The organism is Tsuneonella amylolytica (genome assembly GCF_003626915.1).
In the GTDB taxonomy this organism is placed as follows: domain Bacteria; phylum Pseudomonadota; class Alphaproteobacteria; order Sphingomonadales; family Sphingomonadaceae; genus Tsuneonella; species Tsuneonella amylolytica.
In genome coordinates, this window is sequence record NZ_CP032570.1 from 1,570,441 (window position 1) to 1,583,935 (window position 13,495).

General features: G+C 68.3%; 15 protein-coding genes. 8 read left to right on the forward strand and 7 right to left on the reverse strand.

From position 1 onward, the window contains the following. Positions 1 to 5 precede the first annotated feature (5 nt). A complete protein-coding gene (locus D4766_RS07765) occupies positions 6 to 2,045 on the reverse strand; it encodes a TonB-dependent receptor (protein WP_120716940.1) in 2,040 nt (679 codons plus the stop codon). Positions 2,046 to 2,212: 167 nt separating this feature from the next. Here D4766_RS07765 and D4766_RS07770 point away from each other — a divergent pair, with 167 nt between their 5' ends. Both D4766_RS07770 and D4766_RS07775 read left to right on the forward strand, forming a co-directional pair. After that, positions 2,213 to 3,445, forward strand: coding sequence for a glycosyltransferase family 2 protein (locus tag D4766_RS07770; RefSeq protein ID WP_162935705.1), 1,233 nt, complete (start codon positions 2,213 to 2,215; stop codon positions 3,443 to 3,445). Between the two features lie 7 nt (positions 3,446 to 3,452). Next, on the forward strand, positions 3,453 to 4,376 hold the full coding sequence (locus tag D4766_RS07775; RefSeq protein WP_120716941.1) for a glycosyltransferase: 924 nt from the start codon (positions 3,453 to 3,455) through the stop codon (positions 4,374 to 4,376). Between the two features lie 28 nt (positions 4,377 to 4,404). Here D4766_RS07775 and D4766_RS07780 read toward each other — a convergent pair whose 3' ends face one another. The 6 genes from D4766_RS07780 to D4766_RS07805 are packed head-to-tail and all read right to left on the reverse strand — an operon-like array spanning position 4,405 to position 10,048. Then, complete coding sequence (locus D4766_RS07780; protein ID WP_120716942.1) at positions 4,405 to 6,087, reverse strand: hypothetical protein; 1,683 nt, start codon at positions 6,085 to 6,087, stop codon at positions 4,405 to 4,407. 4 nt (positions 6,088 to 6,091) lie between these two features. Beyond that, complete coding sequence (locus tag D4766_RS07785) at positions 6,092 to 7,240, reverse strand: glutathionylspermidine synthase family protein (RefSeq protein WP_120716943.1); 1,149 nt, start codon at positions 7,238 to 7,240, stop codon at positions 6,092 to 6,094. A gap of 15 nt (positions 7,241 to 7,255) precedes the next feature. Continuing rightward, positions 7,256 to 7,849 carry a DUF1190 domain-containing protein gene (locus tag D4766_RS07790; protein ID WP_120716944.1) on the reverse strand — a complete coding sequence of 198 codons (594 nt, stop codon included), beginning with the start codon at positions 7,847 to 7,849 and terminating at the stop codon, positions 7,256 to 7,258. Positions 7,850 to 7,862: 13 nt separating this feature from the next. Then, entirely contained in the window at positions 7,863 to 8,264 is a 402-nt protein-coding gene (locus tag D4766_RS07795; RefSeq protein WP_120716945.1) for a DUF350 domain-containing protein, read from the reverse strand. Positions 8,265 to 8,297: 33 nt separating this feature from the next. Then, positions 8,298 to 8,960 carry a DUF2491 family protein gene (locus D4766_RS07800; RefSeq protein ID WP_120716946.1) on the reverse strand — a complete coding sequence of 221 codons (663 nt, stop codon included), beginning with the start codon at positions 8,958 to 8,960 and terminating at the stop codon, positions 8,298 to 8,300. Next, positions 8,957 to 10,048 carry a potassium channel family protein gene (locus tag D4766_RS07805; protein WP_120716947.1) on the reverse strand — a complete coding sequence of 364 codons (1,092 nt, stop codon included), beginning with the start codon at positions 10,046 to 10,048 and terminating at the stop codon, positions 8,957 to 8,959. The genes D4766_RS07800 and D4766_RS07805 overlap by 4 nt, the downstream gene beginning before the upstream one ends. 140 nt (positions 10,049 to 10,188) lie before the next feature. Here D4766_RS07805 and D4766_RS07810 point away from each other — a divergent pair, with 140 nt between their 5' ends. The 6 genes from D4766_RS07810 to D4766_RS07830 all read left to right on the forward strand — a co-directional run bounded on the left by D4766_RS07810 (position 10,189) and on the right by D4766_RS07830 (position 13,487). Further along, entirely contained in the window at positions 10,189 to 10,662 is a 474-nt protein-coding gene (locus D4766_RS07810; RefSeq protein WP_120716948.1) for a DUF2170 family protein, read from the forward strand. Continuing rightward, positions 10,659 to 11,393, forward strand: coding sequence for a PspA/IM30 family protein (locus D4766_RS07815; protein ID WP_120716949.1), 735 nt, complete (start codon positions 10,659 to 10,661; stop codon positions 11,391 to 11,393). Before D4766_RS07810 ends, D4766_RS07815 begins: the two co-directional genes overlap by 4 nt. A 45-nt stretch (positions 11,394 to 11,438) precedes the next feature. After that, the gene (locus tag D4766_RS14205) at positions 11,439 to 11,918 is read left to right on the forward strand and encodes an exonuclease domain-containing protein (RefSeq protein ID WP_407701510.1); all 480 of its coding nucleotides are present in this window, start codon (positions 11,439 to 11,441) and stop codon (positions 11,916 to 11,918) included. Next, on the forward strand, positions 11,843 to 12,070 hold the full coding sequence (locus tag D4766_RS13805; RefSeq protein WP_162935706.1) for a hypothetical protein: 228 nt from the start codon (positions 11,843 to 11,845) through the stop codon (positions 12,068 to 12,070). Before D4766_RS14205 ends, D4766_RS13805 begins: the two co-directional genes overlap by 76 nt. A 65-nt stretch (positions 12,071 to 12,135) precedes the next feature. Next, on the forward strand, positions 12,136 to 12,735 hold the full coding sequence (locus tag D4766_RS07825) for a hypothetical protein (RefSeq protein WP_120716951.1): 600 nt from the start codon (positions 12,136 to 12,138) through the stop codon (positions 12,733 to 12,735). A gap of 71 nt (positions 12,736 to 12,806) precedes the next feature. Continuing rightward, entirely contained in the window at positions 12,807 to 13,487 is a 681-nt protein-coding gene (locus D4766_RS07830) for a 3'-5' exonuclease family protein (protein ID WP_120716952.1), read from the forward strand. Positions 13,488 to 13,495 lie beyond the last annotated feature (8 nt).

Genomic DNA, 13,495 nt, shown 5'->3' on the forward strand with positions numbered 1-13,495 from the left:
GCGCGCTACAGCCCCAGCTTGATACCCGCCCAGACCGTGCGCGGGGTACCGTAATCGATCGACCCGCCCTGGTTGCGGGTGAAGATGGTCTCGTCGGTCAGGTTCTCGCCCCGCAGCACGATCGCGAAACGCTCCGCCAACGGGATTTCGACGAACGCGTCGAGCGTGGTCGCGGCCGGCAGCACGTCGGTCTCGAGATCGTCCTCGAACTGCGCGCCGACGTGGCGCAGCGTCAGCGAGGCGAGCCCGCTTTCCGCGAACCGATACGATACCGTCCCCCCGGCGAACCAGCGCGGGGTCTGGGCCGGCCGCTTGCCGTCGAGCGCCGCGGCCGCTCCGCTGCCCCGTGCGACGGCATCGGTATAGGCCAGCGACCCGGCGAAATTCACCGGGCCGACCTCAAACGCCGCGGCCGCCTCGACCCCGCGAGCATGGATCGCGTCGATGTTCTGCCGCCGGCGCAGGTTGGGGGCGATGGTGACGTTGGCGATGGCGCTGCGCACCCGGTTGTCGAAAGCCGTCAGCGACAGGTCGACGCCGGCGACCGGCGCATAGTCCACGCCCGCTTCGTAACCGACCAGCCGCTCGTTGCGGAGCGCCGCGTTGGCCTCGGTGGTGACCGGGAAGACCACGAACGGGCGGTAGAGTTCGTTCAGCGTCGGCAGGCGCAGGCCGGTGTAACCCGCCGCGCGCAGGCGAAGCCCGTCTGCCACCTGCAAGACCGCACCGCCGCGCACCGACGCGCTCCAGTCCGCGCGGTCGGGGTACACGGTGTCGACCGTAGTCGTCCCGGCGGCGGTGCGGGCGCGGTAGAAACCGTCGCGGACCGTCGTTCGGTCGGCGCGCAGGCCGCCCGTCAGCGTCAGCGCGCCGAGCGTCAGATCGTTCTCGGCGAACAGGCCGAGGTCCGTGTTGGTGCCACCGGCGTTCCTGCGCTCGGTAATCCGGCCGGTGATGCCGCTGATCGCGTCCTCGTACAGCTCGCCGGTCGCCTTGCGGTAGTCGAGACCCAGACGCAGAACGTTAGCCGTGCCGGTGGGCGGGCGAACCTCGATCTTGCCGCCGAGCCCGGTGGAGGGCGTGTTGCGCTGGTCGAGCACCGGACGGAAACTGGTGGAACTGATCACCACGTTGCTGAAATTGCGCGCCTGAACATAGCCGAGCACGTCGAACTGCCAGAGCCCCCGGCCGACGAGGCGCAGCGATCCGTCGCCCCCTTCCATCGAGCTGTCGGCCCCGTCGAAGCGGAGCGTCCGCTCGTCGCGAAAGGCGAGCACGCGGGCCTGAAGCTCGGCGTCGGAGGAAACCGGTGCGACCGCGCGGATCTGCGCCGAGCGGGCGTCGTAGGCGGCCCGCGCGCTGGCCGGCACGCGCTGATCCGCCGGTGTCGTCCAGAACCCCTTGCCGCGATCCCACCGGCCGGAAACGGCCACGAACCCCTCCCCCAGACGCGGCGCGGCGAACATGCTCGCTTCGGTCTCCGCCCGGTCGTTGACGAGTAGTTTCCCGCCAGCCGGGCCAAGCGATCCCGCCCCGGTCCCTGCCCCCGCACTCGTAAGCTCGATCGTGCCGGCGAGCGCGCCCGCGCCGAACGGACCCGATCCGCCGCCCCGGGTGACGCGCGCACTCGCGAGCCGTTCGGGCGCGATGGCGCTGAAAGGGATGTAGCCGAAAAACGGATCGGCCATCGGCACCCCGTCGAGCAGCACCTGCGCCCGGCTGGAAGCGTTGCCGCCCAATGCGCGCAGGGTCGCGCCTTGAGCGCTGGGGTTGGCAGACCGGCTGTCGGACCGGCGGAACTGCTGGAACCCCGCCACCGCGGACAATGCATCCTCGATCCGGCCCGATCCGGTCGCGATCAGCGCCTCGCGGTCCAGCACCTGTGTGTCGTAGGCCGGGGTGGCGGGGGGCACCGGCAGGCCTTCGCCCGTGACCACGATCTCGCGGGTGTCGGCAATGGCAGGCGCGGCATCCTGTGCTTGGGCAGAACCGGCGAACGCCAGCAATGCTGTGCCGGCAAGGTATCGGGCGGCGGCCTTGGTCATCGCAGGGGAACTTTCGAAAGCAGAAAAGAGGTGACGCCGCGCTGCTTAGAGAGGCGGCCTCCCGCGGCCAACCTCCGAACGCGGGAACCGTCGTCGGCGATGAACGGGCCTTACCGATTGTTAACCATTTTTCGACCATACGCCTTGGCGAACATCCGGGGGGTTCGATGGGCATTCAGCAGCAGCTTTTTCAGGAGCAAACAGGGCGCGCGGCGGCAAGCGGCGATGCCGTCGACGTCACCATCGTGATGCCCTGTCTCAACGAGATACAAAGCCTGCCGCACTGCATCGGCAACGCGCTGCAAGCGCTCGTGCGCATCCGCACCGAACTCGGGATGTCGGGCGAGATCGTCATCGCGGACAACGGCTCGACCGACGGCAGCCAGGCGTTTGCGATCGAACTCGGCGCCCGCGTGGTGCCGGTGGCGGACCGCGGATACGGCGCGGCGCTGATCGGCGGCTGCCACGGGGCGGCCGGCACCTACATCGTCATGGGGGACTGCGACGGCAGCTACGACTTCACCGAAGGCGTCGCGATGGTAGCCGAACTCGCCAAGGGCCACGATCTGTGCATGGGCAACCGCTTTCGCGGCGGCATCGCACCGGGCGCGATGCCGTGGAAGAACCGCCACATCGGCAACCCGGCGCTCACGGGCCTCCTCAACCTCTTCTTCCGTACCGGCATGGGCGACGCGCATTGCGGCCTCCGCGCCATTCGCAGGGACGCGTTCGAGCGGCTCAACCTGTCGGGCAGCGGGATGGAATTCGCCAGCGAGATGGTGATCAAGGCCGCGCTGCTGAAACTCGACATGGTCGAAGTGCCCGCTACCCTGTCGCCCGACCTGCGCCAGCGCGCGCCGCACCTGCGCCCCTGGCGCGACGGCTGGCGGCACTTGCGCTACCTGTTCATGCTCAGCCCCACTTGGGTCTTCGGCGTACCGGGACTGGTGGCACTGGTGCTCGCGGCGATCATCCTCGGCACCGCCACTGCGCAGTCCATGGGCCTCGTCGCGGGTCCGCGCTTCTTCGGCGCGAGCTGGAGTGTGGTGGGGGCATTTCTCGCCACCTGCGGCCATTTCTGCCTGCTGTGCGCGGCCGCCATGCACCTTCACGGCGTGCGCAGCGGATACCGGCGGCTACGGCCCATGTTCGCCCGCTTCGCGCCCGTTCTCACGCTCGAGCATACCCTGATGGCAGGCGGCGCGCTCGTCGTGCTGTCGATGGGCGCGCTTGGCGTGGTCGGCACCGAATGGGCGAACGATGGCTTCACCGCGCTCGACGACATCCTGCCTCTCGTGGTCTCGGTGATGATCGGTGCGATCGGCGTCCAGACGCTGGTCGGCGCGTTCCTGCTGGCGATCATCGCGGGCAACGACAACCGCTTCGCACCACGGGGATAACGGCGCGATGGGCAAGCCCGTCCTGTCGGTCGTCATGCCGGTCCATGGCGGCGGAGCCTGGCTGGACGCGGCGTTGGCGAGCATTCCCGATGCCGCGGACGGCGATGTCGAAGTGCTGGTCCTCGATTCTACCTCGTCGGGCCCCTGCCGCGATGCGGTGGACCGGCACGCACGGCGGCTCCGGATCGACTATGCCTGGATGCCCGCCACGCCGAGCTGGACCGCCAAGACCAACCTCGGCGTAGAACGGGCGCGTGCCGATCACGTCTGCACCCTCCACCAGGACGACTGCTGGCTGCCCGGCCGGCTGGAAGGCTTCCTGTCGGAGCGAAGCCGGTATCCCGATGCGACCCTGTTCCTCGGCCCGTCGCGCATCGTCGACGGAAGCGGGCGCGACCTCGGTCCGTGGCAATTGCCCGTGCCGTTCGGTCCGGTCGCCGAAGACGTGCTGCGCAGCGCGCTTCTCGTCCAGAATTCCATCGCCATTCCCGCACCGGTCGTGCGCCGGGATGCATGGCTCGCGGTGGGCGGCCTCGACGAGGCGCTCTGGTACGCGGCCGACTGGGACCTCTGGCTCAAGCTTGCCGCCCACGGGACGGCGATCCACCATCCGCGCCCGGCCACCGCCTTCCGCGTCCACGGCAATTCGCTCACCATGAGCGGCGACCGCGGCGAGATGGCGACGGAACTCGAACGCGTGCTTGCGCGCCACATGCCGCCGGGTTGCCGCGAAGAGCGCGTGTGCCGCACATCGGTAAAGGTCAACGTTCTGCTTGCGCGGGCCGTGTCCGGCAGCCCCTTCAGCGCGTTGAAGGCGATTGCGGCGATCCTCGCGCTGGGGCCGCGCGGGGCGGTTCGTTATCTCCACGCCTCGCGGTTCGCCGAGCGCATCCTTCCGCGCCTGCGCGCGCGGTTTGCGGGGGTGTTCTGACCCGTCGCTCCGCCGGCGGGCATTGCCGCTAGCGCGCGCTTCTGAGGCACGGACGCCCTGCGATGCCCTTCGTCAGCGCGACGAAACCGGACGACGGGGGCAACAGGGGCGGCGAGAAGGCGGACCGGTGCAAGTCCGCCCGCGTCATCGCCGTGATCGAGCCCCGCTCGCAGAGGGTCTCCGTCTGCGCCGCCGACAGGCTCGGCCCCCACAGGATGACGGGCCGGTTCGACATGTCGGCGCGATTGCGCACGAGGTCGGCGGCGATGAGGCCGGGGTGGGTATCGACGATCACGAAATCGCTGTCCTGCGCGTCGATCGTGCGCTGCAACTGGGCGTATGGCCGGATGAAGCCGTGCGCGGCCCACAGGCACATCGGCAGCGTGACCGCGGCCGTCACCGCGCCCAAGGCCAGCACGCTGCCGTCGGCCGCCTTGCGATCGGCCTTCGCCCAGCGGACGTATCCGTAACCTGCCAGCAGGGCGAAATTCCCGATCACGCCGTGGAAATAGCGATAGCCCCAGCCGTGGCCCTGATACGGCAGCAATACGAGCATCGCGAGAAGGGTCGCGGCGATCGAACCGAACAACGCGAGCGCCATGCCCTGGCGCCGGACGATCGCTTCGCGCGACAGGGCGACGAGCGGCAGCAGGAAGAGTGGCATCCATGCTGCGAACCGTGCGAGGTTGAACGCCATGATCTTGAACGACGTCAGGCTCTGGTTCTCGAACAGCGGTTTCACGCGGTATTCGAAGAACCCCCTCGCCCCCTGGACCGAACCGTCGGCGGCCGCGATGCCGAACGAATCCACCACCATCGCCGGGTACGATATCCAGAACAGAAGCCCGGCGGCGTAGGCGGCGCTGTAGGCGGCGAACAGGCCCCAGCGCCGCTGCGGCAGCAGCGTGAGCAGGATGGGTCCGGCAAACAGAGGATGGAACACGATCTGGTGCAGTCCGATCGCCCAGACCCCGATTCCCATCGCGACGAGATGCTGCCACCAGCGCCCGCGCAGGAACAGCGCAAGCCAGATCAGGTTCAGCGCCAGATGCCCGGTCATCGCATAGGCCGTCATCGCGGTCGCCAGCACTTGCGCCGAAAGGACGTAGCTCGCCAGCACGACGAGGATCGCGCAGCTGTTGCCGGGGAACAGCCGCCGGGCGATGTCGAACAGCGCCACCAGGCCCCCGGCTGCCAGCAGGGGATTCACCAACGCGGGGTCGGCGATGTACGAGAACGCGGTGCGCATCATCGCATTGCCCGGCATGTAGTTCGACACCAGCAGCGCATGGCCCGGCACGTCGAGCAGGAAGTCCGGCACAAGGGCGTCGGAGAATTCGCGCCATCCGGGGGCAAGCGGCTGGGCGAGATTTCCGCCTCGGAATATGTCCATGTCGAACACGACCATGTGCTCGTCGCGGGTGAGCGGATAGTCGTACATCACGAAGTAGGTGCCCGCCCACAGCACCAGCGCCAGCAGCACGGCGGCGACCGCAATCATTGGAAGTCGCAGCGTCAGCTCGGGTAGGCGCCCGGACGGCGCCCGCCATCCCACGTAGACGAGCGCAGCCACGGCAACGATCAGGACGGGCAAATCCTGCTGGCGAAAGAAGATCGCGGGGATCTTGTCCGGCGTTACCGGAAACAAGGCTGCGACCATCCCCAGCAGCACGGCCGCGACGAGCCAGCAGGTTCGGTGCAGCGCCGTCACTCGGTCATTCGATGACGTGCGGGACGAAGCGCGAGAGGTTGCGCGTGATGCGCGTGGTGTCTTCGCGCATGCCAAGGCCGGCCGCACGATCGCCCACGATCCAGCTGCCGAGGACGGCGAAAAGGCTGTCCGTTTCGAAGAGCGGCGCGTACTGCTGCACGATCCGCGCTTCGCCCGCGTAGTCGCCGTCCGCCGCCTCGACCACTGCGCCCCCGCGGCTGATCGCCACGTTCTCGCCCTCGCGCGAGAACAGCGGTTTGCTGACCGCGTCCGTCATCGCGCCGGCGCGCGGGTCGTCGGCGAAGAACGCGGGCAGCAGGTTGGGATGGTCCGGATGCCGCTCCCACAACAGCGGCAGGATGCCCTTGTTCGACAGGATCGCCTTCCACGGCGGCTCGACGAACACGCCGGGTTTCAGGAAACCGGCGAACGGTTCGCGCAGCATGTCTTCCCACGGGTAGAGCTTGAAACACCTGTCGATGGTCCGCTGCTGCCGGTCGGTGAAGCGGCCCTGCGCGTCGACCCCGATGGCGCGGATGTCGAGCATTTCGGTCCGGTGACCGGCCTGCACGGCGCAGTCCATGAGGTAGCGCGTGGTCCCGTGATCCTCCTCGTTCTCCTCCCAGCAGGCGAAGTGGAATATCCGGTCGGCCGGAAGGGCGGCGAAGGCGGCGACCAGGCTTTCCTGCAGCAGGTTGAACTGGTCGGTCGCGCCGTCCAGCACGCCTCCCTCGATCTGGTCGATCAGCCAGTTGTGCTGGAAGAACGCCGCCTCGAAGATCGAGGTCGGCGTGTCGGCGTTGTATTCCAGCAGCCTGGCCGGACCGGTCCCGTCGTAGGCGAGGTCGAACCGGCCGTAGATCGTGCCGTCGCCGGCGGTCCAGCTGTCGCGGATCAGGGCGCGGTGTTCGGGCGGGATCGCCAGCCGGTCGAGCGCGGCATCGTCGCCCACCACGTCGGCCACGAGATCGAGACACATGCGGTGAAGCTCCGCGCTCGGCTCCTCGATCCGGTCCTCGATCTCGGCCAGCGAGAAGCCATAGGCGGCATCGTCGACCCAGTACGGCTCGCCGTACATCGCATGGAAGCCGAACCCGGCCTCGCGCGCGGCATCGCGCCAGCCGGCCCGTTCGGGGATGGAGAAGCGGCGCACCCCGGCAGGTTTCCGTCAGCCGCCCCAGCTGCCGCCGCGCGAGAAGCCGCGCCCGCCGAACCCCTTCGACGCCACGGTGCGGGTATTCACGTTGACCGGCGTCGCGACCATCTTGCCGCCGTTGTTGGCGAGCGTGACGGTGGAGCCTGCCCGGCTGCGGTAGATCGGCGAGCCCCAGTTGCCGCCGCCGTAGTAATAGATGCTGCTCGGGCCTTCGTCGTAGTAGCGGCGCTGGAGCGAGCGGCCGACCACGAAGCCCGCCAGCGCCGGCACGAAGACCGAGGTCAGCGACGGCTGGCCCGGCTGCTGGATGGCGGTTTCCTGGCACTGGCCGGTTCCCCAGTCGCCTTCGCACGCGGCGAGCGAGGTGAACGTGGGCGCGGTCCGCTGGTGCTCGATCTCCGCCCCGTTGCGGGCCGCCCGGCACAAGTCGTCGGGATAACCGGCCGCGGCGCAGGCCTCGACGCTGGTGAACTGGGCGTCCTGGAACGTCGGGGGATCCTCGCACGCGGTGACGGCGAGCGTCGACGCGGCAGCGATGCTGCCGAGCGCGAGGCGGTGGCGGCGTTCGGCGGCGAACCGGCGGCGCGGGGGGGAAGTGTCGTCCATCCTGCGCGCCCCGTCAGTACGTCATGCAGGCGGCATTGAGCATGCCGGTGACCAGCGCGACGCCGCCGGTCCACAGCCCCGCCGCCATCTCGCCGCTCTCGATCCGCTGGGCGAGGCCGCGCTGCACCGACGCCGCGATGGCGAAGGCGAGCAATTGGATGACCGCCCCGATCGCGCTCCAGATCAGGAAGTCCGCGATCGAGACCGAATTGGCCGCCGCCGACGCGAGAACCAGGCCGAAGCCCGCCAGCGCGCCCAGGAAAGCGATCGTCGCGGCCACGTTGCCGCCGCGGATCAGGCTGAATTCGTGATGCGGCGTGACCTGCGAATAGACGACCGAAAAGAGCGCCAGCAACGCAACGGCGCTGCCGAAATAGGCGAGAAAGGCGGGCAGGCCCGCTACGTATCCGTACATTCGACGATCCCCTCCGTAATCCCGTACACCTGGTCAGACCCGCTGAACGTCGGCCGCGCCGAGGCCGTAGCCGATCATGAACTCGATGGCCGACCCTTCGCGCCGGGCGGCTGCGCCCAGCTCGGTCTCGATGTTGATGAGCAGCATCTCGTCGACCGAGCCTATCGGGCGGGCATAGAGCATGCATCGCTGGTGGATGTCGCGCCGCCGCTCCCCGTCGTCCACCGTTTCGGTGAATTCGACGAGGTCGGTGTGGCCGTCGCCGTCGCCCCAGTAGCGGGCGTACTCGAGGCCGTCGGCGTCGTAGCTCGGTGCGCCGATCAGTCCGTCGCGGCCCGTCCAGCGAGCCCAGTCCGATGTGCCGGCCGGCACCACGCTGTCCCACCCGCGATAGAGGCTGAGATCGCTCATCGTCTCGCGTCCGCCTCCGAACGGGGCGATGACCTGGAGGATGCGTCCCTCGTCGTCGTAGTAGCGGGTGAGCTCGTTCGCGCCGTCGAGCCGCGCGGTCCCGATCGCGGACACGATGAAAACGCCGCCCTCCGGCGGCTCCATCGCCGGTTCTCCGCCCGCGAGCGCGGCTTGGAGCGACAGGGTGTCGAGTTGCAGCGCCCCGCCGATCGCGCAGGCGAGCGGGCCGCGTTCTTCCGGCAGTGCGGGCTTCGCCCCCGATCGACCGAACAGTCCGCGGATCATGCGGCCTCGGCCCGGGTGCCGGCCATGCGATGCCAGTCGACGGCCGCGGCATCGATGCGGTTGTCAGCGATGTAATACAGCGTCGTGCCCCCCGTGATCGTGCAGTCCGCCTGGCAGTTGAGGTCGACCTCGTCGCCCGCTGTGTCCCCGGCCCTGCCGACACCGATCAGGGTCACACCATAGTCCCGCTTGAGGCTGCACAGCGCCTCGAAATAGGGAAGCGGCGCACCGAGCGCAGGTACTTTCAGCGAGAACGCCGTGTCGATCGTCTGGTCGGAGAACATCAGCGCGGCAAGGCGCGAGGCACCGGGATCGCGCGCGGCCCGGGCGAGAAGCCCGCTCGCGAGCGAGGTGACGACTTCCACCTGCGGGAACTGGCGTTCGATCAGGCCGGCGGCGTTATCGTCCTGCAGGTGGATGACGATGTGCGCGTCGGTCGCGGCGGCGACCGCGGCCAATGTCGCGGTCAGCGTCTCGTCGTCGTCCACCCCGCGGATGACGACCCGCGCTGCCCCGGCCGCCCCGGCGCGCAGGAAGCTCTCGATCTCGGACATGCTCGTCGCGGCGACGAAGTCGGCAAGGTCCGGCGCCGGGTTCTCGGCCAGTCCCGCCGCCAGGAGGACGATGCGATCTTCCCGATGGCCTTGGACCAGCCGCTCGACCAGCGTGCGGGACCGCGCGCCTTGCCAGCCCACCACGATGGTGTGCCCCTGCCGCTGCGAGAAATCCCCCTGGCCCTGCAATCGCCGTCTCCAATATCCGCCCATCGCGGTTATCGACTTTCCGAGGAAGGCGGTAAAGAGGGCAATCGAGCCGGGCAGCACGACCAGCGCGGCCAGCAGGCGGCCGTCGTGCGTGGCCGGCGACATGTCGCCGTATCCCACCGTCGTCGCGGTCGTGACGTAGTAGTATACGAAGTCCGCCAGATTGGCGGTGAGGTCGGTTTCGCCGGCTGCCCGGAACCCGAAATAGGTGACCGCCGCGTGCGCCGCGTAACACAGCGCCAGCACGCTCCACGACAGGGTGGCGATCGACAGGTACAGCTGTTGCCACATCGCGCGTAGCGAAGGGCTTAGTCCCTGCTTCATCCCGGATCGCCCCCTCTTGCCACCACCGCCGCTGCGTCTAAAGCTGGCGCCGTATCGCGGGTATACTTCATCGGCGGCGGGTCGCAACCGGTGCCGCCGCTCGCGAGCCGACAGACGACTGGAGAGAGTGCTTGCCGAACATGTCCGATTGGCCGACCCCGCCCGCTGGCTGGGATGTCGCCAGCCTTACCGAACTGTTCGCGTCCGATCCCGACGACGTCGGCGATGTGGACGTCGAGGTACCTACGGGTAGCGACGTCCTCCAGATTACCTTGAAAGAGCGCGGCAATCTCATTGTCTCGGCGGTCGCCTCGGGCGATCAGGTCCAGTGCAGCGTGCTGCTGATCGAGGCCGATGCCGTGCCCGAGCGCGCGGCGTTCGAGCGCACTCTTCTGTCGGTGCACAAGCTCATTCCGCTGTCCAATTTCGGCCTGACGATCGTGGACGGCGCCGAATGGTACGAACTGTTCGGCAGGCTGTCGTCGCGGTCGGCGTCGGCCGACGTGGTGGAGGAAGTCGCCGTGCTCGCTGACAACGCACGCAACGCGGCGGAATGGATTGCGGAATGGGTCGCGGCCGGCGGCGACCAGTCACGGATCGGAGAACTGGCATGAGCGTCTGGGGCAAGCTGTTCACCGCACTGCGCGGCGGCATCAACGAGAACGCCGAAAAGGTCGCCGACAGCCAGGCGATGCGCATCCTCGACCAGGAACTGCGCGACGCGGACGGGGCTCTGCGTCAGGCGCGCGGAGATCTCGCGGGCCTGATGGCCAGCGCCAAGCGTATCGAGAAACGCGTCGCCGACACGCGCGACAAGGAAGCGCGCGACATCCAGAACGCGCGCGCGGCGCTCGATGCCGGTCGCGAGGACCTCGCACGCCAACTCGCCGAACGGGTCGCGACCACCCGCGCCGAACTCGCGCGCGACGAAAGCGATCTCGCCACGATGCAGCAGCAGCAGGCCGCCATGTACCGCACGGTCAAGGAGACCGAGGCGCGGATCGCCGCGATGAAGCGCGAAGTCGAAAGCGTGAAGGCGACCGATTCGCTCCAACGGGCGCAGAAGGCGATCGCCTCCTCGCATGCCGGCGTGAATTCCCGGCTGGGCAGCGCGATGGGTTCGCTCGAACGCATTCGCGACCAGCAGTCGCACATGGCGGCCCGTCTCGAAGCGGGCGAGGAACTTGCGGCACTCGAATCGGGCGCAGACCTCGACCGCCAGCTGCTCGAGGCTGGTATCGGCGGGCAGGTTTCGAAAGCGGACGACATCCTGCTCGAGATCGCCGGACCGCCGCGCGAAACCCGGCTGCTGCCCGGCAAGAAGGCCGACGACGAGGACGCGTAAATCCCGGAGAGGCGAGGCAATGGGGTATCGGTAAGGCACCTGATCATCCTCGATGTTGAAACGACGGGTCTCGATGCGATTCGGCACTCCATCGTGGAGCTTTGCGCTGCTCGGATAGCTATCGATGGCAAGGGCGCCGTCGTTGCTATTGAGTGCATTCGCGTCGGACTTCGCCACCCGGGTCAACCGCTGTCCGAAGCGATCCGCGAAATCTCCGGCCTAAATGACGAAGACCTCGCGGGACAGTCCATCGATCCCGATGACCTCATGTCGTTCCTCGATACCGGTGCGGCTGTTGTTGCCTTCAACACCGGCTTTGATCGTCCCTTCGTCGAAGGCATCGCACCCGAAGCCAGTCCACTGCGCTGGGGGTGCCCCATGCACCACATACCGTGGCGGGCGCTCGGCTTCGAGCCTGGATCGCAGGGATATCTTCTTTGCCAGTCCGGATGGCACCGGGACAACCGGTGCTGCTGGTGTCCGCGGACCGCCGTAATGCGTGGCGGCTGCGTGACGGTCGGCTAGTCGCGGGGACGATGTCGCCGGCGCACGATGTCGAGCATGGCGTCGAGGCGTTGGTGGCCGAGGTCGGCGATCTGTCGGACGCCTCTACATCGATTTCCCGGTACGTCGCCATTCCGATCCCGCAGAGCGTCGGAACGGCAGCCACGGCCTGACCGCCACCACAACTCACCCGACCCACACCGGCGGCCACAGGCCGCCGTTTTCCTTTGAGGTTTCTATGCACACCATTTCCCCGGCGCCTGCGCTCACCTGCGCACTCGCCCTCGTTCACTCCGCTCCGGAATTTGCGCCTGCCGACCGCATCGTAGCGGCAGCAGTTTTCATCGTCACCGACGACACCATTGGGACCCGGTTCGACCTGCGGATGGTCGTAGTCCCACCTGCGCTCTCACGCGCCCAAGCGATCAAGCACGCCGCCAATCTCCTGCCGAACTGCGCAACGGTGCTCGTTCGGCCACCACGGCTGCCGCGGGGGCTTGTCCGGCACCTGACCTCCGGCGGCTCCATGCCGGTGCGGACGGTCGCGCAGGCTCTCACGGTAGCGCGCCCCGATCTCGACGTGCAGGCAATCGCCATTCCCGAGGAGGCAATGATCACCGTGGCACGTTACTTCAGCCTGAGCCGTGCCGGGCGGGACGACGTCCTCGCCGCACAGGCCCGCCGGGTCGAAGACGAAGCACAAGCGATCTTCCTCACCGCCATGTTTACAAGGCCGGGCGAGCGTGAGCGCAAGCGGTTGGCCGCCGCATACGAGGCTTGGCGCGCTCTCCGGCGGGCGCGCCTTCTCTCGCCTTTCGGCACGGCGGAGGCGTTCTGATCACCCAGTCTTACATCGCCTTCGATTGCGAATTCGAGTGGCGCGCGGACTGGCATGCCGCTCATCTCAGCATGGATGCCTCGTCCCAGCGCCGATCCGTCACTGTTCGGGAGATCACCGCCATCGCTGCTTACGCTTACACCGTCGACGGCGATGGCGCCGTGAGCATCGATACGCTGACCTCGTGGAACCAGCATGACTGGGGCGACGAGGCGGAGGTCGTGGAGCAGTTCTTCGAGTTCGTCCGCCGGCGGCCGCAGCACGTTGTCTTGGGCTATGGCTCGATCGCCACGGACCTTCCGGTGATGCGGTTGGCCGCAATGACTGCCGGGCTACGCCTGCCGCAGCAACTGATCGACCAGCCCGGGGCTTGGGACCGCAAGCACCTCGACCTCGCGCTGGCGATCAAGGGGCGGGGGCGAACTTGGGTTCACCTGTCGCAGCTGCTCATCCGCATCGGAGTGCCCCTCGCGCTGGTCGCAGGCAAGGCGGAGGCGCCGTTGCCGGACAGCGAGGAGAAATGGCGCAGCCTGCGGGACCACGTCGAACTGGACACCCTGCTCCTGGCTCTGGCGCATACCAGCTGGCTGGTGAGCACGGGCTGCAACGGCGTCCGCTATGCCCCGGCCGCGATTGAGCACCTGTCCGCGTTCCTCCGGCGACAGCCCGAACATGCACGGGCAAGCGAGCTGATCGGCTACCAGCGGCAGCTCGAGTGCGAAGTGGCGGAGCAATACCGCGACGCCGCCTGACACCAACG